Genomic DNA, 22,235 nt, shown 5'->3' on the forward strand with positions numbered 1-22,235 from the left:
GGCGATCGCCGGCCGACACCGATGACCGACGACTGACGACTGACGACTGACGACTGACAACGAAAGGCACCATCGTGCAGCTCCACACCCACACATGGGGCGAAGGCGAGCGCATCGCCCTCCTGATCCACGGAATCATGGCCGACCACCGGACCTGGCGCCGGGTCGGTCCGGCCCTCGCCGACCGTGGGTACCGCGCCATCGCCGTAGACCTGCGCGGCCACGGTGCGAGCGACCGGGGCGAGTACAGCCCGGCGATCTTCGCCGACGACGTGGTGGAGTCCCTCCCGGCCGGTGCGGAGCTCGCCATCGGCCACTCCCTCGGCGGCCTCACCCTCTCGCTCTCCGTCGACCGCCTGAGGCCGAAGCGGGCCGTGTTCTCCGACCCCGCATGGCACCTGGCCGCACCCGAACCGGGCTTCGACCCCGAAAGGTTCGCGCGGTTCAAGGCCGCGCCCAAGGAGCAGATCCAGGCGATGAACCCGCGCTGGGAAGAGGCCGACGTGGACATCGAGCTGGAGACCCTGGCCGTCTGGGACGAGACGACCGCACTCAGCCTGGGCCCGCTGACGGGCGCCGACCTGCTGCCGGCCGCTCCTGCGGTCCCCTCGCTCGTGCAACTGGCCGACCCGAGCTTCCTGATCTCGCAAGAGCGCGCGGCGGTCCTCAAGGAGCGCGGCTTCGAGGTCCGCTCGGTGGCGGGCGCCGGACACACCATCCACCGGGACGACTTCGACGGATTCATGGCGTCCCTGGAGGGCTGGATCTAGGGGGCGGAGGGGGAGCGACCCGGAGCGAGCGGTCCGCCGCACCCGCCGGACCGGGGAACCCATCCACGCCCACACCCACCCCACCGCGCGTATCTCCGCCGCCGCCCCGCCCGGACGCAGTAGCCTCACCCGGATGACGGCAATTTCCCACCACAGCAGCAATGGCGACGGTCACCTCGAGCAGCCCGGGCGGGACGGGGTCACCGCGACCGTCGAGGCCGATCCGCGTGCGATCGGGCCGGTGCAGACCTCGTACGCTCCCGACAAGGACGGCGACCCGGACCCGGGCGAGATCGTCTGGACCTGGGTTCCGTTCGAGGAGAACGACGGGCGTGGGAAGGACCGCCCGGTGCTGGTCGTGGCGCGGGAAGGGGGCGGCACGCTCCTGGCCGTGCAGCTGTCCAGCAAGCGGCACGACCACGACGGGGAATGGGTCCCCATCGGGACCGGGCCCTGGGACGGTGCCGGTCGGGAGTCCTGGGTGGACGTGGACCGGGTGCTGCGCGTACACGAGGACGGCATGCGGCGCGAGGCCTGTGCTCTGGACCGGACTCGGTTCCAACTGGTGGTGGACCGGCTGCGCGTGCGGTACGGCTGGCGGTAGCCGGCCGTGTGGTCGGCCGTACCGGGCGCGGCCGCGGGGCCCGGTACGGCTGGGGATCACATGAGCCCCGCCAGCACCTCCTCGAACGCCTCGCGCGTCTGCGGCTTGCGGTCCAGCACCCCGAACACGACCCGCTCGAACACTCCTGCGAACCGCCCGGCGAGCAGCCCCCGGAAGGCCTCCGCCACCTGGGACGGGTCGTTCTGGAAGACACCGCACCCCCAGGCCCCCAGCACCAGGTCCCGGTACCCGTGCAGCGCCGCCACCTCCAGCACCAGCTCCGCCCGGCGCACCAGGGCCCCGGGGATCTCGGGCACGCGCTCCGGCTCCTGGCGACGGATCGTGCCCGCGTTCGGGGCCGGGGAGGTGAGGAAGCCCGCCCGGAAGGCGGTCTCCAGCAGTTCTCCGCGGTCGTCGCGGAAGACGGGGACCCCGGGTGAGTGAATCACCCGGTCGGTGTAGAAGGTGCTGACCTCGGCGCGGTGGACCTCGTAGTACTCCGGGGCTTCCAGGAGGGTCTCGTACAGGGCCGAGGCGCGACAGAGGGCCTCCTCCTGCGCCTTGGCCCCGCGGACGTACCCGCCCCCGGGATTGCGGGCCGAAGCGAAGTTCAGGACGGCCACCGAGACCGTCCCCGGGTGGTCCGCCGCGAGCCTGCGGGCCGCGACCGTGCTGCTCTCGCCCGTGACCTCCACGACGGTCCCGTCGGCCGCCACCCGGACCGGTTCGCCTGGAATGACCCGATCCGGTCCATATATTCTGGTTCCTGCCTTGGCCTCCGCCACGGCGGCGGCCAGCGCCACCTGCCGTCCCGACCGCGTCCGGTATCCACCGGCCGCCACGATCTCCGCATTCTCCCGCGCGATCTCGCGCAACCTGCTGCTCATGCTGTGATCTTCGACGCTCCACACGAGCGGCAGCAAGGGATTTGTGCCCCGAGGGGACGGGTAGGCACGGGTGATGTCACAGCCGCAGACGCGAGACGAGGGCCCCGTCATGCCCCAAGACCCACCCGACCTGACCGAATCCGCCGCCGAGGACCTGATCCACGGCATCTGTTTCAAGACCGGTCCGCCCCGCCTGCTCGGCGCCGAGCTCGAATGGCTGGTGTTCGACGCGGAGCGCCCCGACCATCCCGTGTCCCACGAGCGGCTGGCCGCAGCCCACGACGCGGCCCGGGCACTGCCCCTGGGCTCCCGGATCACCGTCGAGCCGGGCGGCCAGCTGGAGCTGAGCTCGACCCCCGCCGCCTCCCTCACCGCGTGCGTGGACGGCCTCCAGGCCGATCTGGCCGCCGTACGGGGCGCTCTGCGCGATCAGGGCCTGGTGCTGCGAGGCCTGGGCCAGGACACGCGGCGCCCGTACCGCCGGATGCTGGCCAGTCCCCGCTACGAGGCGATGGAGACCTACTTCGACCGCACCGGCCCGGCCGGGCGCGCCATGATGTGCGCCTCCGCGTCCGTGCAGGTGTGCGTGGACGCCGGCCACGAGGAGCCCGGCCCGCTCGGGCACGGTCGCCGCTGGCGCCTCGCGCACCTCCTCGGCGCCGTGCTGGTCGCCGCCTTCGCCAACTCCCCCGAGCGCGAAGGCCCGTACGCGGGCTGGCGCTCTGCCCGTCAGGGGGTCTGGAGCGACCTCGACACGCGCCGCTCCCTCGCCCCGCCGCTGGACGCGGAGCCGCGCGGCGCGTGGACCCGGCAGGCGCTGGACACCGAGGTGCTGTGCGTACGAGCGGACGGGGAAGGCGTGCCCTGGGTGGTGCCGCGCGGGCTGACCTTCCGCGACTGGGTGCGGTCCGGCGGCGGACCGCGCTCCGGCGGCGGACGGCGTCCCGGAGCCGGTGCGCGCCCGGGACGCGGCTCACACCCCGGGAGCGGCCCGCGCCCGCCCACCGCCGACGACCTGGACTACCACCTGACCACGCTCTTCCCGCCGGTCCGGCCCCGCGGTCATCTGGAGCTGCGCATGATCGACGCGCAGCCCGGCGACGACGGCTGGCTGGTCCCGGTGGCCGTCGTGCACGCGCTGTTCGACGACCCGGAGGCCGCGGAGACCGCGTACCGGGTGGTGAAGGGGCTGGCCGACTCCTACGGGACGCGGCCCGCGCCCCGCAATCCGCTGTGGCGGACCGCCGCGCGCCAGGGCCTGTCCGACCCGGAGCTGCGGGCCGCCGCCCGGGCGTGCTTCCGGGCGGCGACCGAGGCACTGCCCCGACTGGGCGCCGACGCCCGCATCCAGGGCGCGGTGGCCGAGTTCACCGACCGCTACGTGTCGCGCGGCCGCTGCCCGGCCGACGACCCGCCCGCGCGGGAGCCGGGTCCGCGGTCGCGGCCGACCGGCGAGGGGGCACGCTCATGACCACCGGACCGGAACCGATGCGCGAGCGGGCCGCCGCCGCGCTGGCCGCCGCGCGGGTCCGCACGGCCGGCCTCACCGACGCCGTCACCGACGGGGACCTGACCGCCCAGCACTCCCCCCTGATGTCCCCGCTGGTCTGGGACCTCGCCCACATCGGGAACATGGAGGAGCTCTGGCTGCTGCGCAACGTGGCGGGACGCGAGTCCATGCACCCCGAGATAGACCCGCTCTACGATGCGTTCGAGCATCCCCGGTCGGAACGCCCGAAGTTGCCGCTGCTGAGCCCGGACGAGGCCCGCCGCTACGCGGCCGAGGTGCGCGGGCGCGTGCTCGACCTCCTGGAGCGCACGCCGCTGGAGGGCACCGCCCTGCTGGACGGCGGGTACGTCTTCGGCATGATCGCGCAGCACGAACAGCAGCACGACGAGACGATGCTGATCACCCATCAGCTCCGCCGGGGCGCTCCGGTGCTGGCGGCTCCCGACCCGGACCCGCCGCAAGGGCCGCCACCCTCCTCGGCCGAAGTCCTCGTACCGGCGGGGCCGTTCACGATGGGCACCTCCGCCGAGCCGTGGTCGCTGGACAACGAGCGCCCGGCGCACGTCCGCGAGGTGGAGGCGTTCTGGATCGACACGGTGCCGGTGACCAGCGCCGCGTACCAGGTCTTCATGGCGGACGGCGGCTACCGCGAGGAGCGCTGGTGGGCGGCGGACGGCTGGGAGCAGATCCGCCGGCACGGCATCGAGGCACCGCTGTTCTGGCACCGCGAGGACGGTACCTGGCTGCGCCGCCGCTTCGGCGTCACCGAGCCGGTGCCCGGTGACGAGCCGGTGCTGCACGTCAGCTGGTACGAGGCCGACGCGTACGCCCGCTGGGCCGGGCGCAGGCTGCCCACCGAGGCGGAGTGGGAGAAGGCCGCCCGCCACGATCCGGTGACCGGCCGCTCCACCCGCTATCCGTGGGGCGACGCGGACCCCACCCCGGTGCACGCCAACCTCGGCCAGCGCCACCTGCGGCCGGCCCGCGCGGGCGCCTATCCGGCGGGGGCCTCTCCGCTCGGGGTGCGCCAGCTGATGGGCGACGTCTGGGAGTGGACCTCCTCCGACTTCCTGCCCTACCCCGGCTTCCGCGCGTTCCCCTACCGGGAGTACTCGGAGGTGTTCTTCGGCCCGGAGCACAAGGTGCTGCGCGGCGGCTCCTTCGCCGTGGACCAGGTCGCCTGCCGGGGCACCTTCCGGAACTGGGACCTGCCGGTGCGCCGGCAGATCTTCTCGGGGTTCCGGACCGCACGTGACGCGCAGGCAGCGGGAGACACCCGGACGGCGGGCGGTGCCTGATGTGCCGTCACCTCGCCTATCTGGGACCGACGGTGACACTCGGACGGCTGCTGAGCGAGCCCGAGCACTCGCTCGTGCGCCAGTCCTGGGAGCCCCGTCACCAGCGCCACGGCACGATCAACTCCGACGGCTTCGGCGTCGGCTGGTACGCGCAGGGCGATCCGGTGCCGGCCCGCTACCGGCGGACCGGGCCGATATGGGGCGACCGCTCCTTCACCGATCTCGCACGCGTGGTCCGCAGCCGGGCCGTACTGGCCGCCGTACGCGATGCCACGCGCGCCGGGGCGGACGGGGAAGCGGCGGCCGCACCGTTCGCGGAGGGGCCGTGGCTGTTCAGCCACAACGGCGCGGTCCGGGACTGGCCCGACGCGGCCACCGCGCTCGCCGCCACGCTGTCGCCCCGGGAACTGCTCTCCCTGGCCGCCTCCACGGACTCGGCGCTGATCTGGGCGCTGGTCCTGCACCGGCTGCGCGAGGGGCACGACCTCGGTGCGGCGCTCGCCGCGCCGGTCCGGGAGCTGGCCGAGGCTTCGCCCAGCTCCAGCCTGAACCTGTTGCTGACCGACGGCCGGACGATCGCTGCGACCGCCTGGGGGGATTCCCTCTGGTACCTGGCCGACCCGGAAGCCCGGCGCATGGTCGTGGCCTCGGAGCCCTACGACAACGACCAGCGCTGGTGCGAAGTACCCGACCGGACCCTGCTGACCGCCACCCGCACGCGGGTCGTCCTCGTCTCCCTGAGGGAGAAGCACGCAGGCGCCCCGCACCAAGGAGACGAAGGCCCGTGAACGACTTCCAAGTGACCCGCACGCTCGACGAACACGCCGCCGACTCGGCGCTGCGCACGGATGTGGGGAACGGGCTGACCCGCACCCCGAAGACGCTGCCGCCCAAGTGGTTCTACGACGCGCGGGGCAGCGAACTCTTCGAGGAGATCACCCGGTTGCCCGAGTACTATCCGACGCGCGCCGAGCGGGAGATCCTCCTGGAGCGGGCGCAGGAGATCGCCTCGGTGAGCGGCGCGCGCACCCTGGTCGAGCTGGGTTCCGGTTCCTCGGAGAAGACCCGGCACCTGATCGAGGCCATGCCCGCGCTGGACACCTACGTACCGGTGGACGTGAGCGAGAGCGCGCTGACCGGGGCGGCCGAGGCGTTGCTCGCGGCCCATCCGGGGCTACGGGTGCACGCGCTGCTGGCCGATTTCACGAAGCCGATGCAGTTGCCCGAGGCGCCCGGGCCGAGGCTCGTGGTGTTCCTGGGCGGCACGATCGGGAACCTGCTGCCGCCGGAGCGCGCCGTGTTCCTGGCGGACGTACGGGCGATGCTGTCGCCGGGGGACGCGCTGCTGATGGGGACGGACCTGGTGAAGGAAGAGGCCGTGCTCGTGTCGGCGTACGACGACGCGCAAGGGGTGACGGCGGAGTTCAACAAGAACGTACTGACCGTCATCGACCGGGAGTTGGGGGCGGACTTCCACACCGCCGACTTCACGCACGTGGCGGTGTGGAACCGGGAGCACGAGTGGATCGAGATGCGGCTGCGGGCCCGGAAGCAGGCGTTGGTGAAGATCCGGGCGCTGGATCTGGAGGTGTCGTTCGAGGAGGGTGAGGAGATCTTGACGGAGGTCTCGGCGAAGTTCCGTCAGGAGGGCATTCGGGAAGAACTGGCTTCGGCCGGGCTTGAGTTGACCCACTGGTGGACGGACGCTGCGGGCCGCTTCGCCCTGTCCCTGTCGGTGGCCGACGGCATCGGCACGGACGGCTGGGCGGGCACGCCCGGGAGCACGGGGCGCACCGAGGGCTCCGGCACACCGCCCACGGCGGCCTGAGCCGCGGCCGCGAGGTCCCGCCGGTGCGCGTACCGGCCCGGCGGGATCCGCGGCAGCAGCCACACCTCGGCCCGTACGCCGCGGGCCCGTGCGATCCGCCACAGCGAGGCGGTCAGCGGATCGTCCCCGACGAAGGCGGGCGCCCCGGCCGTCTTCCCGGCCGGTCCCCCGGCCCGTCCCTCGGCCGGTCCCTCGCCGTCGAGCAGGTAGGAGATGCGTACGGGCTGTACGGGCACCCGCGCGTCGAGCGCGGCCTGGAACGCCGCGCGGCGGAAGGGTCCTTGGGCCCGCCCGCACCAGGTGGAGCCCTCGGGGTAGACGGTGACGCGGTCGCCCGCGAGCAGGGCGTGCGCGATGGTCGCGACGGTGCCGGGCAGGGCGCGGATCCGGTCGCGTTCGATGAACAGGGTCCCGGCCAGCCGGGAGAGCGGTCCGAGCACGGGCCAGGTCCGGATGTCGCTCTTGGCGAGCATCCGGGAGGGCATGACGGCGGCGACGAGGGCGATGTCGAGCCAGGAGATGACGTACAGGTCGGCGCAGCCGAACTCGGCGTCGAGGGCGGGCTCGCCGCAGACCCAGGCGCCGAGGCGGAGGTAGCCGCGCAGCAGCGGGGGCAGTTCCATGCGGCCGGGGAAGGTGATGCCCTGCGGGTTTCAGGGGAGGCGCGGGGTCACCCGGTACGCGGCGGGGGCGAGGCTGCGGGTGAGGACGTTCTCGCGGGTGGCGGCGGCGAGGACCCCGCCGTCAGAGAGCGGTATCGAGCAGCAGCCTGCCAGCCAGTCGTGCCCGGACCGCTCCATGTAGCGGGCGAGGCCGGCCCAGACGAGGGCGATGACGGCGCCGTTGCGGTGGTCGGGGTGTACGCAGGAGCGGCCGACCTCCACCAGGTCGGACCGGATGGGGGCGAGGGCGGAGAGGTCGAACTCACCCTCGGAGTACAGGCGTCCGGCGACGGCGGCGCGCTCCGGGGGCAGCAGCCGGTAGGTGCCGACGACCTGCTCGGTCTCCTCGTCGATGACGACGAGGTGGTCGCAGTACGCGTCGAAGGCGTCGGAGTCCAGGCCCGGCTCGGGTCCGTCCAGACGGGCGCCGAGCTCGTCGGCGAAGACCTGGTGGCGCAGCTGCTGGGCGGCGCGCACCTCGTCCTCGTCGCGGGCGAGGCGGACGGCGTAGCGGGGCGCGGCCGGCGGGGTCTCGGTGAGGGGAAGGACGGGCGGGGACAGGGGGGCGATGGTCATGGCGGCTCCTGATCCGGGCACGGAGAGCCAGGCCGGCAGGTGTGTGGCCTGTGCTTCTCCACTTCTTCCGTGCAGGGCTGGATTCGACATGACCGCATCACGGCCCGCGGATGTGCGAACGCTGAACTCGGCGGGCCGCCGGCCTCCCGGGTGCCCGCCGAGCAGCATTCAGCGGTCGGAGCTGAGGACCTTGCTGATGGTGTCGGAGGCCGTCTTCGCGGCCGCCTTGGGGTCCTGCCCGGTGAGGACCGCCGTCATGAACGGCTTGATCGGGTTCTTGGCCTCGACCTCGGCCCAGCGGGCCGATTTGGGGGTGGCGCGGCCCTGGGCGGCGCCCGCGGCCATCGCGGTGGCGCCCTCGTTGCCCTCGACCACGTGGGCGAGGGTGGTCTTGTTGGGCACGTAGCTCATCGTGCGGGCCAGCTCGGTCTGCCACTTCTCGCTGACCAGCGCCGTGATCACGTCGACGGCGTGCTTCCGCTGCCCCGTCTTCGCCGGGATGATCAGGTCCGAGCCACCGGTGAAGACCGCTCCCGGTTTGTCGGCGCTCTTGCCGGGGATCGGGAAGAAGCCGAGCTTGCCCTTGAGCGCCGGGTTGGCGGCCTCTATGGCGGCCGCCTGGCCGGGCGTGGCGATGATCTGCGCGACGCCGCCCCGGGCGAAGACCTCGGACTGCGGAGGCGTCTCCTCGTCGGCGCCCTTGGGCCCTTCGCCGAGGCCTTGGAGCTGCTTGTAGAACTCCATGCCGGCCAGCGCCTTCTCGTCGTCGAGGGTGCCGAGCCACTGGCCGCTCGTCTCGAGGGCGAGCTCGCCGCCCTCGTCCCAGACGAAGCCGGAGAGCACGTACCAGTTCTGCCCGGCGAGGTAGATGCCCTGCTGGCTGCCCTTGTCGAGCTTCTGCGTCGCCTGGATCCACTCCTGGCGCGTTTTGATCGGCGCCTTGATCCCGGCGTTCGCGAAGAGGTCCTTGTTGTAGATCACCACACGGTTGGCGGCGTACCAAGGGACGCCGAACTGGGCACCGTTGACGCTACCGGGGTCCGCGAGGCCCTTGAGCCAGTCCTTGCCGTCCCACTCGCGCAGCGCCTCCAGCGTGAGTTCGGAAACTCCGCCGCCCTCCACGTACTGGGCGACCTGGGTGTTGCCGACCTCGATGACGTCGGCTTCCTCCTTGCTCTTGCCCGCCAGCACGGCGTTGATCTTGTCCCCGATGCCCGTCCACTCCTGGATCCTGACGTCGAGGTCGACCCCCGGGTGTTCCTTCTCGAAAGAGCTGGTGAACTGGGCGATGAAATCCTCCGACGCGCTTCCCTTCATCAGCCAGAGCGTCACCTTCTGCGGATCTCCCGCCGATCCGGCCAGACTGCACCCGGTGAGGGCGGCCGCGGCCGCGAGAGCGGTGGACACGACAAGGAAGCGCATCTTCACGAAAAGTCACCTTCTGGGGACGGATCTCCGATGGCTTGAAATTGGCATGGACCAATGAGTGGGTCAAGGGGTTCGGCTCGGGATCGTTCACGCAAAGTTCGCGGACCCTGACTTACTGGGGCACCGTAGAACAAGGCAACTGCCCCCCAGTGTCGGGAGACCTCCATGTCGAATCACACGTACCGGGTGACCGAGATCGTGGGCACGTCCCACGAGGGCATCGACCAGGCCATCCGCAACGGCATCGCCCGAGCCGGCGAGACCCTGCACAACCTCGACTGGCTCGAGGTGACGCAGATCAGGGGCCACATCGAGAACGGCGAGGTCGCGCACTACCAGGTCGGACTGAAGGTCGGATTCCGGCTCGACGGCGAAGACTGAGCGCCCCGCCCCGCCCCGCCTCGACCCGGCCCGGCCCGGCAATCGACCCGGATCCCGTCCCGACTCTGCCCCGGCCCCGGCCCCGGCCCGGGATGCGCCTCAGGTGCGGCCCTCGCCCTCCTGCGCCTCCTTGAGCTCCGGCGCCTCGGCCGCCCAGTCCGCCAGGACCACGCGGAATCCCGCCGCGCGCACCGCCTGGCACACCAGCTCGTCGTCGTCGACGAGCATCCGCACCTCGCGGCCCCGCGCGATCCGCTTGAGCACCTCCAGCTTGGTCGTCCGGGCCGGGCGCCTGTCCTGGTCCCCGCGCATCCACAGCCGCCCCTCGGGCAGCCCGTGCCGGGCCAGCCAGTCGAGGGTGTCCGCACGGCACCGCTCGGGGCGACCGGTCAGGTACACGACCTCGCAGTCGGCCGCGCTCTCCACCGCGAGCGCGACCCCCCGGGCGAGCGGCGGGTCGGCCGGGGCCGCGCCGAAGAAACCGTTCCAGTCGCGGGGGCGGCGCTCCAGGAAACGCTGCCGGTGGCCGGTGTCGGCCAGGGTGTTGTCGATGTCGAAGACGGCCAGGGGCCTGCGGTTCTGAGTCTCGGTCACTCCGCCAGCGTAAGCAGCCGCCCGAAGCGGCCCGAAGCGGCCCCAAGAGGCCGGCACCGCCGGGCTCCGCCCGGGCCGCTTCTTTCGGATCGTGCCGGGGAATCCCGGGAATCCTGGGGCGGCCTGGACGTTGACCAGGGTGTGATCCGGAAACTCTCGATACTCGACCGGTCCCGCACCCGGGCCGGGCACCCCGCCCCGCAAGCCCTGCGGGACACCGTGGAGCTGGCCCGCGCCGCCGAGCGGCTCGGCTACCACCGGTTCTGGGTCTCCGAGCACCACAGCGTGCCCGGGGTCGCCGGCTCCGCGCCGACCGTGCTCGCCGCCGCCGTCGCCGGCACGACCGGGCGGATCCGCGTCGGCACGGGCGGCGTGATGCTGCCCAACCACCAGCCTCTGGTCGTCGCGGAGCAGTTCGGGGTCCTCGAAGCGCTCTTCCCCGGCCGGATCGACATGGGCCTGGGCCGCTCGGTCGGCTTCACGGGCGGGATCCGGCGCGCGCTGGGCCGTGACACCGGGGACGCCGACCGGTTCGAGGAGCAGCTCGCGGAGCTGCTGGGCTGGCTCGACGGCTCCCAGCGGGCCCATCCACAGGTCCACGCCCGCCCGGCGGAAGGACTGCGGATCCCGCCCTATGTGCTGGCCACCGGGGAGGGGGCCGGCATCGCGGCCCGCGCCGGGCTGCCGCTGGTGGTGGGCGACCTGCGGGCCCGCTCGCGGATCGTGGAGATCATCGAGGGGTACCGCAAGGAGTTCCGGCCCTCCTCGTGGGGCGCGGAGCCGTACGTGGTGGCCTCCGGGACGGTCGCGGTGGCGGCGACTCCCGAGGCCGCCCGCCGGATCCTGGTGCCCGAGGCCTGGGCGCTGGCACATTCCCGTACCCGGGGCAGCTTCCCGCCCCTGCGCCCGGCCGAGGAGGTCGAGGCGCTCGTCATGACCCCGAAGGAACGGGAGCTGTTCGAGGGCGCCCTCGAAGGGCACGTCCACGGCACGGAGGAGCAGGTGGCGGCCGGGCTCGCCGAGGTCGCGGAGCTGACCGGGGCGGACGAGCTGCTGGTCACCACGTCGACGTACGACCGGACGGCGCTGCTGGACTCCTTCGGCAGGCTCGCCCGCCTCGCGGGCCTCACCAGCCCTGCCGGCCCCTAAGGCTCCAGAGACCCCACCGCACTCACGAAGGGCCCCGCCGAACGTCCCGCTGAGGGCCCCGCAGGGCAGCCCAAGGAGCCCGGCCACTAAACTAGGACGAATGCACCAGCCCGCCGCCCCGCACACCCACGACCCCTACGTCCGCGTCCGCGGCGCCCGGGAGCACAATCTGCGCGGGGTCGACGTGGACGTCCCGCGCGACGCGCTGACCGTTTTCACCGGGGTATCCGGCTCCGGCAAGAGCTCGCTCGCCTTCGGCACGCTCTTCGCCGAGGCCCAGCGCCGGTACTTCGAGTCCGTGGCCCCGTACGCACGCCGGCTGATCCACCAGATCGGCGCGCCGAAGGTCGATTCCGTCACCGGGCTTCCGCCGGCGGTCTCGCTGGAACAGCGCCGCTCCTCCCCCGGCTCGCGCTCCTCGGTCGGGACGGTGACCACGCTCTCCAACTCCCTGCGGATGCTGTACTCGCGGGCCGGCACCTACCCTCCGGGCGCCGATCGGCTCGACTCCGACTCCTTCTCCCCCAACACGGCCGCCGGGGCCTGCCCTTCCTGCCACGGTCTCGGTCGCGTGTACCGGACCAGCGAGGAACTCCTCGTCCCCGACCCGGAACTGTCGATCCGTCAAGGTGCCATCGCCGCCTGGCCGGGCGCCTGGCAGGGCAAGAACCTGCGGGACGTCCTGGAAGCTCTCGGCCACGACGTGGACGCGCCGTGGCGGGAGCTGGCGGCCGAGGACCGCGAGTGGATCCTGTTCACGCAGGAGCAGCCGGTGGTGACCGTGCATCCGGTGCGGGAGGCCGACCGGATCCAACGGCCGTACCAGGGCACGTACATGAGCGCCCACCGGTACGTGATGCGCACCTTCTCCGACAGCAAGAGCGCCACCCTGCGGGCCCGCGCCGAGAAGTTCCTGGCCGACTCGCCGTGCCCGGTGTGCGAGGGGCGCCGACTGCGCCCGGAGGCACTGGCCGTGACCTTCGCGGGGCGCACGATCGCGGAGCTGGCGGCGCTGCCGCTGACCGAACTGGACGGCGTACTGGCCACCGTGCGCGGGGGCGGCGAAGGCGAAGCGGCCCGGGTGCTGACCGAGGACCTGCGCTCGCGGATCGGGCCGGTCACCGAGCTCGGGCTGGGATACCTGAGCCTGGACCGGGGTGCTCCGACCCTGTCGGCGGGCGAACTGCAGCGGCTGCGGCTGGCGACACAGCTGCGGTCGGGGCTCTTCGGGGTCGTGTACGTGCTGGACGAGCCTTCGGCGGGGCTGCATCCGGCGGACACCGAGGCGCTGCTCGGCGTACTGGACCGGCTCAAGGAGGCCGGGAACACGGTGTTCGTGGTGGAGCACCAGTTGGACGTGGTGCGGCACGCCGACTGGCTGGTGGACGTCGGGCCGATGGCCGGGGAGCACGGCGGGCGGGTGCTGCACAGCGGCCCCCCGGAGGGGCTGGCCGCGGTCGCGGAGTCGATGACGGCGCGGTACCTGTTCCCGACGGTGGGGGCGGCAGACGGCGAGGGGACGGTGCACGGCGACGGGCCGGCCGAGCGGTCGGTCCGCAAGGCGACCGGGGCCGTCCGCCTCACCGGCGTCGACCGGCACAACCTCCGTGACGTGGCGGCCGAGTTCCCGCTCGGGGTGTTCACGGCCGTGACGGGTGTGTCGGGCTCGGGCAAGTCCACGCTGGTCGGCCAGGCGCTCGCGCGGGAGGTCGGCGAGCGGCTGGCGGAGCCGCGCTTCCCGGTACGGCGGCTGGTCGAGGTCGACCAGAAGCCCATCGGGCGGACGCCGCGCTCCAACCTGGCCACGTACACGGGGCTGTTCGACGTGGTCCGCCGGCTCTTCACCGCGGCGCCGGAGTCGAGGGCGCGCGGTTGGAAGGCGGGCCGGTTCTCCTTCAACGTGCCGGGCGGCCGCTGCGAGTCCTGCCAGGGCGAGGGCTTCGTCTCGGTGGAGCTGCTGTTCCTGCCCAGCACGTACGCCCCGTGCCCCGAATGCGCCGGGGCCCGGTACAACCGCGAGACCCTGGAGGTCCGTTACGCGGGACTGAACATCGCCGAGGTGCTCGCCCTGACCGTGGAGTCGGCGGCCTCCTTCTTCGCCGACGTCCCGGCGGCGGCGCGCAGCCTTCGGGCGCTGTCGGACATCGGTCTGGGCTATCTACGGCTGGGACAACCGGCCACCGAGCTGTCGGGCGGCGAGGCACAACGGATCAAGCTGGCGACCGAATTGCAGAGGCCGCGCCGCGAACACACCCTGTACCTGCTGGACGAGCCGACGACCGGACTCCATCCGGCCGATGTCGAAGTGCTGCTGCGGCAGTTGCACGGGCTGGTGGACGCCGGGCATTCCGTGGTGGTCGTGGAGCACGACATGGCGGTGGTGGCGGGCGCGGACTGGGTCATCGACCTGGGGCCGGGCGGCGGCGCCGACGGCGGCCGCGTGGTGGCCGCGGGCACCCCGGCCGAAGTGGCCCGCGCCGCGGGCAGCCGCACGGCCGCCCACCTGGCGCGGGCCCTCGCCTCGCGAGCGGCGATTCAGGTGCCGGACGGCTTGGCGAAGTCTCCGTAGCCCTGCCAGTCGAGCACGACGCACGGCTCCTCACCGAGCACCCAGGCGTCGTGACCGGACTCGATCTGGACGAAGTCACCTGGCTGCGCCTCGATGCTGTCTCCGTCGTTCATGACGACCTTCATCCGGCCGCTGATGATGTAGCCCACATGGGCGGCCTCGCAACTGTCGGTACCCGCAATGGGCTTGATGTGCTCCGACCACTTCCATCCAGGCTCGAACACGGCCCGTCCCACCGGTCCGTGATCGGTGTTGAGCAGATCGAGCCTGCCCTTGCCGCCCTCGAACTGGCGTGTCTCGTCCGCGGAATCGAAACCTCTGCGCACGATTCCTGACATGAGTGTCTACCTCCCGGCACACGACTGCCCCGAGTCCACTTCTCAGCGTACGCCCGTAGGCCCGTGTGTCCCCACGGGAGCGGGAGCAGGACCGTACGGCTACGCGTCCCCGGAGAGCAGGTGCTGCGGAAGTTCGCGGAAGGTCCACGCACCCCGCCGGCGCGTGAACGTCCACACCAGGTCGTAGCGGTCGGGCCAGGCGGCCGGCAGTCCGAGGATTTCGTGCGCCCCGAGGGCCCGGATCAGGCGTGGCACCCCGGTGTGCTCCCAGCAGACGAGCACGGGCATCCGGGCCGCCAGCACCGCCCGGGCCAGGGCCGGCTCGGCTCCGACGGCGAATTCGGTGCGGACGGGGGTGTGGAGCGCGGTGGCCAGGGTCTCCACCGTCTGGCGGCAGCGCGCGGGCGCCCCCGCCGTGCCGCCGGCAGCGAAGACGGCCTCGGGGCGGGGCAGGTCCGCGCCGCGGGACGGCGCGAAGAGGGCGGGTAGTTCCTGGGCGCGGCGCCAGCCCCGGATGGCGAGGAACCCGGGGTCCTCGTTGCCCTCGTCGTCCTCGCCGGTGTCCCCCGCGGAGGGCTTCTCCGCATGCCGGATGATCATGACCAGGGCGTCCTTGGCCGCCTCCGGTCCGGGGCGCGGACTGCGGGGGCGCTCCTCCTCGGCGCAGCCGGCCGCCACCAGGGGGGTGAGCGCGGCGGCCAGCACGGTGCGGCGGCGCGGACCGGGACCGGCGGGGGCTTGGGGCATGGGGCCCACTGTCGCCCACGCCCGCGGGGCGGGCCGGTCACGGCACGACGGGCTCCGCTGCGATCATCCGATCGGCGGACGTCCGGCGGCCGAGAGCTCCGAGGTGGCGCCCCCGTCGGCCTGGCCGGGGACCGCGTACGGGGACCCGTACGGGGACCCGTACGCCGACTCGTACCCGGACGCGGACGCGGGCGTGGTCGCGGACGTGGTCGCGCGGCGGACGCGGACGCGGGCGTGGTCGCGGACGTGGTCGCGCGGCGGACGCGGACGCGGGCGTGGTCGCGGACGTGGTCGCGCGGCGGACGCGGGCGGAGACTCGGGCGTGGACGCGGGCCTGGCCCCGGGCCCTGCCCCGGCCCCTGCCCCGTACGCGGCCCCGCGTGCAGGGCCCGTGTGGCGCTTCGGGGCTGGAACATGGCACCGTCCTGCGGGTAGGCGGCTCAGGTGCGGCGCACTGTCTCAGCGCGGGGCCTGACGGACGGCCCGCAGCCACTCCTTGTTCATGGCGGAGATCGACGGCAAGGGAATGCCCTTGGGGCAGGCCGTCGCGCATTCCCCGGTCAGCGTGCAGCCGCCGAACCCCTCGGCGTCCATGGTCGCCACCATGTCCAGTACGCGGGTCTCGCGCTCGGGCGAGCCCTGCGGGAGCACGTTCAGGTGGTTGACCTTCGCGGAGGTGAACAGCATCGCGGAGCCGTTGGGGCAGGCCGCCACGCACGCCCCGCAGCCGATGCACTCGGCGTGCTCGAAGGCGTAGTCGGCGTCGGGCTTGGGGACGGCGGTGGCGTGCGCCTCGGGGGCGGCGCCCGTCGGGGCGGTGATGTAGCCACCGGCTTGGATGATCCGGTCGAAGGCGCCCCGGTCGACGACGAGGTCCTTGATCACGGGGAAGGCGGAGGCCCGCCAGGGTTCGACGTCGATGGTGTCGCCGTCGGCGAAGGAACGCATGTGGAGCTGACACGTGGTGGTGCGCTCGGGCCCGTGGGCGTCGCCGTTGATGACGAGGCTGCACGCGCCGCAGATGCCCTCGCGACAGTCGTGGTCGAAGGCGACGGGGTCCTCGCCGCGCAGGATGAGCTCCTCGTTGAGGGTGTCGAGCATTTCCAGGAAGGACATGTCCTTCGAGATGCCGTCGACCTCGTACGAGGCCATCGTGCCGGTGGCGTCGGCGTTCTGCTGGCGCCAGACGCGCAGGGTGAGCTTCATGCGTAGCTCCGCTGGGTGGGGTGGACGTACTCGAAGACGAGGTCTTCCTTGTGCAGGACGGGGGCGTCGCCGGTCCCGGTGTACTGCCAGGCGGCCGCGTACCCGAACTCCTCGTCGCGGCGGGCGGCTTCGCCGTCCGGCGTCTGGGACTCCTCGCGGAAGTGGCCTCCGCAGGACTCGGCGCGGTGGAGCGCGTCGAGGCACATCAGCTCGGCGAGCTCGAGGTAGTCGATGACGCGGTTGGCCTTCTCCAGCGACTGGTTGAACTCGCCGCCGCTGCCCGGGACCTTGATGCGCCGCCAGAACTCCTCCCGGATCTCCGGGATCCGGGAGAGCGCCTTGCGCAGCCCTTCCTCGGTCCGGGCCATCCCGCAGTACTCCCACATCAGCTCTCCGATCTCCCGGTGGAAGGAGTCGGGGGTGCGGTCCCCGTCGACGGCGAGCAGCTTCGCGAGGCAGTCGCGGGTCTCGCGGACGGCGGCCACCGCCTCGGGGTGGGTGTCGTCCACGGTGTCCTGGTGGGGGTGACGGGCCAGGTAGTCGCTGATGGTGGACGGGAGGACGAAGTAGCCGTCGCCGAGGCCCTGCATGAGCGCGGAGGCGCCGAGGCGGTTGGCGCCGTGGTCGGAGAAGTTGGCCTCGCCGATCGCGAACAGGCCGGGGACGGTGGTTTGGAGGTCGTAGTCGACCCACAGTCCGCCCATCGTGTAGTGCACCGCCGGATAGATCCGCATGGGGACCTCGTACGGGTTCTCGGCGGTGATCCGCTCGTACATCTCGAAGAGGTTGCCGTACTTCTCGGCGACGCCGTCCCTGCCCATGCGGCGGATGGCGTCGGCGAAGTCGAGGTAGACGCCCTGACCGCCGGGGCCGACGCCGCGTCCCTCGTCGCAGACGTTCTTCGCCGCGCGGGAGGCGATGTCGCGGGGCACGAGGTTGCCGAAGGAGGGGTAGATCCGCTCCAGGTAGTAGTCGCGCTCCGCCTCGGGGATGTCGGCGGCGGAGCGGGTATCGCCCTTGGCCTTGGGGACCCAGATGCGGCCGTCGTTGCGCAGGGATTCACTCATCAGGGTGAGTTTGGACTGGTGGTCGCCGGTGCGCGGGATGCAGGTGGGGTGGATCTGGGTGAAGCAGGGGTTGGCGAAGTAGGCCCCGCGCCGGTGCGCCCGCCAGACGGCGGTCGCGTTGGAGTTCATGGCGTTGGTGGAGAGGTAGAAGACGTTGCCGTAACCGCCGCTCGCGAGGACGACCGCGTCGGCGTAGTAGGTGTCGATCTTGCCGGTGACCAGGTCACGGGCGACGATGCCGCGCGCCACTCCGTCGACGGTGATCAGGTCGAGCATCTCGGTGCGGGCGTGCATCTCGACGTTGCCGGCGGCGATCTGGCGCGAGAGCGCCTGGTAGGCGCCGAGCAGCAGTTGCTGTCCGGTCTGGCCGCGGGCGTAGAAGGTGCGGGAGACCTGGACGCCGCCGAAGGAGCGGGTGTCGAGGAGTCCGCCGTACTCGCGGGCGAAGGGGACGCCCTGGGCCACGCACTGGTCGATGATCTCGACGGAGATCTGAGCGAGGCGGTGGACGTTGGATTCGCGGGCGCGGAAGTCTCCGCCCTTGACGGTGTCGTAGAAGAGCCGGTGTACGGAGTCGCCGTCGTTGCGGTAGTTCTTGGCCGCGTTGATGCCGCCCTGGGCGGCGATGGAGTGGGCGCGGCGCGGGGAGTCGGAGAAGCAGAACTGGACGACGTGGTAACCCTGTTCGGCGAGGGTGGCACCGGCCGCGCCGCCTGCCAGGCCGGTTCCGACGACGATGACGTTGTGCCTGCGCCGATTGGCCGGGTTGACGAGCTTGGCCTCGAAGCGGCGGCGGTCCCAGCGCTCGGCGATGGGGCCTTCGGGTGCCTTGGTGTCGGTGATCGGGTCGCCGGTGGTGTAGTCGGCGTAGGACGTGCTGGTGCTGGTGCCCGCGTTGGCGTTGGCGTTGGCGTTGGCGTTGATGCTCTCGCTCATGGTCAGCTCACCACTCCGGTCATCACGGCGACGGGTACGGACACGAAGCCCGCGAAGAGGACGAGGGCGAGGGCGTTCGCCAGGAACGTCAGCGCGCCCTCCCGCCGGGCGTTGCCCGCGCCCAGGGTTTGGGCGGCGCTCCAGAAGCCGTGGCGGACGTGCAGGCCGAGGGCGGCCATCGCCACGAGGTAGATGGTGTTCCCGTACCAGGTGGAGAAGGTGGCGAGGACGTTCTCGTACGGATGCCCGGCCCAGGCACGCTCGTTGACGGTGAGCGTGGTGAGGTCGAGCAGGTGCCAGACGATGAAGAGGGCGAGGATGATGCCGCCCCAGCGCATCGTGCGGGTGGCGTAGCTCGCGCGGCGGCGCTTGTGGGCGTACTTCACCGGGCGCGCCTTGATGTCGCGGCGGCTCAGCTGGTAAGCGCAGACCCCGTGGGCGACGACGGCGGCGACGAGGGTCACGCGGAAGATCCACAGGGCCCACTCGTGGTGGAGGAAGGGCGAGCCGAGGGTGCGCAGCCAGTGGGCGTAGCCGTTGAACTCGTCCGCCCCGAAGAAGATCTTGAGGTTGCCGAGCATATGCACGACGAGGTAGCCGAGCATGATCAGGCCGGAGACGGCCATCACGGACTTCTTGCCGACGGAGGAGTCCCAGAGCGTTCGTGTGGTGGACGGCCGTCGACCCGTCCGCGTTGCCAGAGCCATGACATTGACCGTAGGGACGAAGGTCCCGAAAGGTCCAAGACATGATGGAGCTGAAGTCGATAGGCAATGCCTATCTCGGCGTACGCTGGGACGATGCAGTTCCAGCAGCTCGTCTACTTCGTCGCCGTCGCCGAGACCCGGCACTTCACGCGGGCGGCGGAGCGCGAGCACGTGGCCCAGCCATCCCTCTCCCAGCAGATCAAGGCCCTCGAACGGGAACTGGGCGCCGAGCTGTTCAGCCGTGCGCGCGGGAACATCACCCTCACCGATGCCGGCGAGACGCTGCTGCCGCTGGCCCGGCGGATCCTCGCGGACGCGGACACCGCCCGGCTGGAGGTGCAGGAACTGGCGCAGCTGCGGCGGGGCCGGATCCGGCTGGGGGCCACGCCGAGCGTGTGCACGGGCCTGCTGCCGGACGTCCTGCGGGCCTTCCACGCGGCACATCCGGGGGTCGAGCTGCTGATCGAGGAGAGCGGTTCGCTGGACCTCGTACGGGAACTCGCGCGGGGAGCCCTGGACCTCGCGCTGATCGCCCTGCCGCTGCCGCCCTCGGCTCCGGCACTGACGACGGTGGAGCTGCTGACGGAGGATTTGGTGGTGGTCTCCTCGGCGGCCCTGCCACCGCCGGCGGGCGGCGGCCCGCTCTCGGTGTCCGCGCTGCGCGACGAGCCAATGGTGATGTTCCGGCACGGCTACGACCTGCGGGACCTGACCGTGGCGGCCTGCCGGGCGGAGGGCTTCGAACCGGTGTTCACGGTGGAGGGCGGGGAGATGGACGCGATCTTGGGCTTCGTCCGCGCGGGACTGGGCATCGCGGTGGTGCCGGCGATGGTGGTCGACCGCGCGGGCCCCGGACTGCGCGCCACACCCCTGGCGGGCTCTCCGCTGCGCCGCACGATCGCCCTGGCCCACCGCACGGACGTAGCGCCCCCGCGCGCGGCGCGGGAGCTGAAGCGCATCCTGCTGGGCTGAGCGCGTCGGGGTCCACGCCGGGAGTGGTCCCAGCGGATCGGAGCGCGCGGATCGGAGCGCGCGGCCGTTGGGGGTGCCCGGCGTCGGAGCGCGCGGGCCTCGGGATGACCGGCCCTCGGCAGTGCGCGGCCGTCGGGAGTGCCCGGCCCGGTTCCGCGCCGGTGCGTCAGGACGGGCGTATGGACAGGGCCTTGTCGAGCCCGTCAGCCAGCATCCCGAAGGCTTGCTCACAGTCGGCGACCGCGGCCGCGTGGGCCTCGTCCGCGGTCCGGCCCGTGTCGATCCGCCGGAAGTTCTCCCGGCCCAGCTCGTGCCGGACGGCCACCAGGTGCGTGGCGGCCAGCCGCGCGGGCAGGGCCTGGATGCCCTCCGACTCCAGTACGGCCGCGAGCAGCTCCACCTCGCGGGCCGTGTAGTGCCTCATCCGCGATTCGAGGCCGGCGGTGGCGTGGAGCAGCCGCTGGAACGCGAGCACGTCGGGGTGGTCGCACAGCCCGGTGATCGGATCCCGTTCGTCGAGAGCCGCCAGGAAGTGCGCGTGGACCGCCCCCACCGGCCCCTGTCCGGCAGGCCGCTCGCGCACGATGCGCGCCGCCTCGTCCTGGTGGTCGGCGAAGCGGTCGAGGACGAGGTCCTCCTTGCTCGGGAAGTACCGGAAGAGCGTGGGCTTCGAGACCTCCGCCGCGGCGGCCACGTCCGCCACGGACACGGCATCGAAGCCCCGCTCCAGGAACAGCTCCAGCGCCGTCGCCGCCAGCTGGCGGCGCGTACGCAACTTCTTGCTCTCGCGCAGACCCGTCGTGTTGTCCATGCGCACAGCGTAGCAGGAATTTCTGACCAAGTTAATTTCGTGACCGGGTTGTATTTTCTCTTCCAAGGCGCTTTCCTTGAGACAGCGACGACGAACCGACCCACACGACGAGAGGACTTCCGATGACCGACGTACTGATCGCCGGATCCGGCCCCACCGGACTGACGCTCGCCTGCGACCTGGCCCGCCGCGGCGTGGGCGTGCGGGTCGTGGAGGAGCGCCCGGCACCACACCGCGAATCCCGTGGCAAGGGGCTCACTCCGCACAGCCTGGAGGTCTTCGGGGCCCTCGGGGCGGCCGAGCGCATGACGGCCGTCGGGCGGCGGGAGATCGTCCTGCGCAAGTACTTCGACGGCGCGCACATCAGCGACACCGCCATGGCCGACGGACTGCTCATCGGGCAGTGGCAGGTCGAGGAGGCGTTGCGCGAGCGGCTCGCCGAGCTGGGCGTACGGGTCGAGTACGGAGCCGGGCTCAAAGCCCTCGCACAGGACGGCGGCGGGGTCGGCGCGGAGCTGTCGGACGGCTCCGTGATCCGGGCCCGCTACCTGGCGGGGTGCGACGGCGGCCGCAGCACGACCCGCCGGCTGCTCGGGATCCCCTTCGAGGGGTACACCGAGCCGGAGCAGTCGATGGTGCTCGGGGACGTGCGGGCGCCGGGACTGAGCCGCGACTTCTGGCACCAGTGGTTCACCTCGGACGGCGGCGGGATCCTGCTGTGTCCGATGCCGGGGACGGACGCCTTCCAGCTCCAGGCCTCACCCGAGCCGGACGGGCGGGGCCAGCCCCTGCCGCCGTCGGTGGAGAGCTTCCAGCGGCTCTTCGACCGGCACGCGCGGATGCCCGGCATCCGGCTGGCGGACGCCGGCTGGCTCTCGGTCTGGCGGGTCAACGTCCGTATGGCCGACCGGATGCGCGAGGGCCGGGTCTTCCTCGCCGGGGACGCCGCGCACGTCCATCCGATAGCCGGCGGGCTCGGGATGAACACCGGCGCCGAGGACGCGGCCGCCCTCGCGCGGACCCTGGCCCCGGCCCTCGACGGACCGGCCGGGGACGAGGCCCTCGACGGCTACGAGGCCGAGCGGCTGCCGGCAGCGGCCGCCGTGCTGGCGGACACGGCGCAGCGGCACGAGCGCGTCATGGCCGCCGTGCGCACGCCCGGCCGCGGGACCGAGGCGGGCCGCAGGTGACCGGC

At 72.5% G+C, this 22,235-nt stretch carries 20 protein-coding genes and 2 pseudogenes; 11 read left to right on the top strand and 11 right to left on the bottom strand.

Translation table 11 applies throughout. From position 1 onward, the window contains the following. Positions 1-74 precede the first annotated feature (74 nt). Entirely contained in the window at positions 75-770 is a 696-nt protein-coding gene (locus J7E97_RS18745; RefSeq protein ID WP_215028495.1) for an alpha/beta fold hydrolase, read from the top strand. Between the two features lie 133 nt (positions 771-903). After that, positions 904-1,374 carry a type II toxin-antitoxin system PemK/MazF family toxin gene (locus tag J7E97_RS18750; protein WP_215028496.1) on the top strand — a complete coding sequence of 157 codons (471 nt, stop codon included), beginning with the start codon at positions 904-906 and terminating at the stop codon, positions 1,372-1,374. A gap of 56 nt (positions 1,375-1,430) precedes the next feature. On the opposite strand, the gene J7E97_RS18755 is transcribed toward J7E97_RS18750, so the two are convergent. Next, complete coding sequence (locus J7E97_RS18755; RefSeq protein ID WP_215028497.1) at positions 1,431-2,261, bottom strand: TIGR02452 family protein; 831 nt, start codon at positions 2,259-2,261, stop codon at positions 1,431-1,433. A gap of 109 nt (positions 2,262-2,370) precedes the next feature. On the opposite strand from J7E97_RS18755, the gene J7E97_RS18760 reads away from it, so the two are divergent. From J7E97_RS18760 to egtD, 4 genes are read left to right on the top strand one after another with little or no spacing between them, the layout of a single operon-like run. Continuing rightward, on the top strand, positions 2,371-3,732 hold the full coding sequence (locus J7E97_RS18760; RefSeq protein WP_215028498.1) for a glutamate-cysteine ligase family protein: 1,362 nt from the start codon (positions 2,371-2,373) through the stop codon (positions 3,730-3,732). Further along, on the top strand, positions 3,729-5,069 hold the full coding sequence (gene egtB, locus J7E97_RS18765; protein WP_215028500.1) for an ergothioneine biosynthesis protein EgtB: 1,341 nt from the start codon (positions 3,729-3,731) through the stop codon (positions 5,067-5,069). Before J7E97_RS18760 ends, egtB begins: the two co-directional genes overlap by 4 nt. Further along, on the top strand, positions 5,069-5,857 hold the full coding sequence (gene egtC, locus J7E97_RS18770; protein ID WP_215028502.1) for an ergothioneine biosynthesis protein EgtC: 789 nt from the start codon (positions 5,069-5,071) through the stop codon (positions 5,855-5,857). The genes egtB and egtC overlap by 1 nt, the downstream gene beginning before the upstream one ends. Then, the gene (gene egtD, locus J7E97_RS18775; RefSeq protein WP_215028504.1) at positions 5,854-6,897 is read left to right on the top strand and encodes an L-histidine N(alpha)-methyltransferase; all 1,044 of its coding nucleotides are present in this window, start codon (positions 5,854-5,856) and stop codon (positions 6,895-6,897) included. Before egtC ends, egtD begins: the two co-directional genes overlap by 4 nt. A gap of 221 nt (positions 6,898-7,118) precedes the next feature. Here egtD and J7E97_RS35935 read toward each other — a convergent pair. From J7E97_RS35935 to J7E97_RS18790, 3 genes and pseudogenes are all read right to left on the bottom strand, one after another. Continuing rightward, a pseudogene (locus J7E97_RS35935) lies at positions 7,119-7,427 on the bottom strand (lysophospholipid acyltransferase family protein); the annotation flags it as partial. Continuing rightward, positions 7,416-8,135 (bottom strand): annotated as a pseudogene (locus J7E97_RS18785) (GNAT family N-acetyltransferase); the annotation flags it as partial. The pseudogenes J7E97_RS18785 and J7E97_RS35935, both read right to left, overlap by 12 nt. Before the next feature lie 168 nt (positions 8,136-8,303). Continuing rightward, entirely contained in the window at positions 8,304-9,563 is a 1,260-nt protein-coding gene (locus tag J7E97_RS18790) for an extracellular solute-binding protein (RefSeq protein WP_215028506.1), read from the bottom strand. Positions 9,564-9,728: 165 nt separating this feature from the next. Between J7E97_RS18790 and J7E97_RS18795 the strand changes: the two genes are divergently transcribed. Then, positions 9,729-9,944, top strand: a complete 216-nt coding sequence (locus J7E97_RS18795; RefSeq protein ID WP_215028508.1) for a dodecin — start codon at positions 9,729-9,731, stop codon at positions 9,942-9,944. 99 nt (positions 9,945-10,043) lie between these two features. Here J7E97_RS18795 and J7E97_RS18800 read toward each other — a convergent pair whose 3' ends face one another. Beyond that, positions 10,044-10,538 carry a hypothetical protein gene (locus J7E97_RS18800; protein ID WP_215028510.1) on the bottom strand — a complete coding sequence of 165 codons (495 nt, stop codon included), beginning with the start codon at positions 10,536-10,538 and terminating at the stop codon, positions 10,044-10,046. Positions 10,539-10,679: 141 nt separating this feature from the next. Between J7E97_RS18800 and J7E97_RS18805 the strand changes: the two genes are divergently transcribed. Continuing rightward, complete coding sequence (locus tag J7E97_RS18805; protein WP_215028511.1) at positions 10,680-11,687, top strand: LLM class flavin-dependent oxidoreductase; 1,008 nt, start codon at positions 10,680-10,682, stop codon at positions 11,685-11,687. Positions 11,688-11,787: 100 nt separating this feature from the next. Continuing rightward, on the top strand, positions 11,788-14,256 hold the full coding sequence (locus J7E97_RS18810) for an excinuclease ABC subunit UvrA (protein ID WP_215028513.1): 2,469 nt from the start codon (positions 11,788-11,790) through the stop codon (positions 14,254-14,256). On the opposite strand, the gene J7E97_RS18815 is transcribed toward J7E97_RS18810, so the two are convergent. The 5 genes from J7E97_RS18815 to J7E97_RS18835 form a co-directional block, all read right to left on the bottom strand. After that, on the bottom strand, positions 14,223-14,594 hold the full coding sequence (locus tag J7E97_RS18815) for a cupin domain-containing protein (RefSeq protein ID WP_215028515.1): 372 nt from the start codon (positions 14,592-14,594) through the stop codon (positions 14,223-14,225). The genes J7E97_RS18810 and J7E97_RS18815 overlap by 34 nt on opposite strands. Positions 14,595-14,693: 99 nt before the next feature. Continuing rightward, positions 14,694-15,341, bottom strand: coding sequence for a hypothetical protein (locus tag J7E97_RS18820; protein ID WP_251054777.1), 648 nt, complete (start codon positions 15,339-15,341; stop codon positions 14,694-14,696). Between the two features lie 459 nt (positions 15,342-15,800). Next, positions 15,801-16,547, bottom strand: a complete 747-nt coding sequence (locus J7E97_RS18825; protein WP_215028517.1) for a succinate dehydrogenase/fumarate reductase iron-sulfur subunit — start codon at positions 16,545-16,547, stop codon at positions 15,801-15,803. Further along, a complete protein-coding gene (locus tag J7E97_RS18830; protein ID WP_251054778.1) occupies positions 16,544-18,550 on the bottom strand; it encodes a fumarate reductase/succinate dehydrogenase flavoprotein subunit in 2,007 nt (668 codons plus the stop codon). Before J7E97_RS18830 ends, J7E97_RS18825 begins: the two co-directional genes overlap by 4 nt. Before the next feature lie 2 nt (positions 18,551-18,552). Next, positions 18,553-19,257 (bottom strand): succinate dehydrogenase cytochrome b subunit, encoded by a 705-nt coding sequence (locus J7E97_RS18835; RefSeq protein ID WP_215028519.1) that lies wholly within the window; start codon positions 19,255-19,257, stop codon positions 18,553-18,555. A gap of 93 nt (positions 19,258-19,350) precedes the next feature. Between J7E97_RS18835 and J7E97_RS18840 the strand changes: the two genes are divergently transcribed. Then, on the top strand, positions 19,351-20,229 hold the full coding sequence (locus J7E97_RS18840) for a LysR family transcriptional regulator (RefSeq protein ID WP_215028521.1): 879 nt from the start codon (positions 19,351-19,353) through the stop codon (positions 20,227-20,229). A 166-nt stretch (positions 20,230-20,395) separates the two neighbouring features. Here J7E97_RS18840 and J7E97_RS18845 read toward each other — a convergent pair whose 3' ends face one another. Next, positions 20,396-21,040 carry a TetR/AcrR family transcriptional regulator gene (locus J7E97_RS18845; protein WP_215028523.1) on the bottom strand — a complete coding sequence of 215 codons (645 nt, stop codon included), beginning with the start codon at positions 21,038-21,040 and terminating at the stop codon, positions 20,396-20,398. Positions 21,041-21,162: 122 nt separating this feature from the next. Here J7E97_RS18845 and J7E97_RS18850 point away from each other — a divergent pair, with 122 nt between their 5' ends. Next, positions 21,163-22,230 carry an FAD-dependent monooxygenase gene (locus J7E97_RS18850; protein ID WP_215028526.1) on the top strand — a complete coding sequence of 356 codons (1,068 nt, stop codon included), beginning with the start codon at positions 21,163-21,165 and terminating at the stop codon, positions 22,228-22,230. Positions 22,231-22,235: the final 5 nt, after the last annotated feature.

It is taken from the genome of Streptomyces sp. ISL-66 (genome assembly GCF_018614135.1).
Lineage (GTDB): Bacteria > Actinomycetota > Actinomycetes > Streptomycetales > Streptomycetaceae > Streptomyces.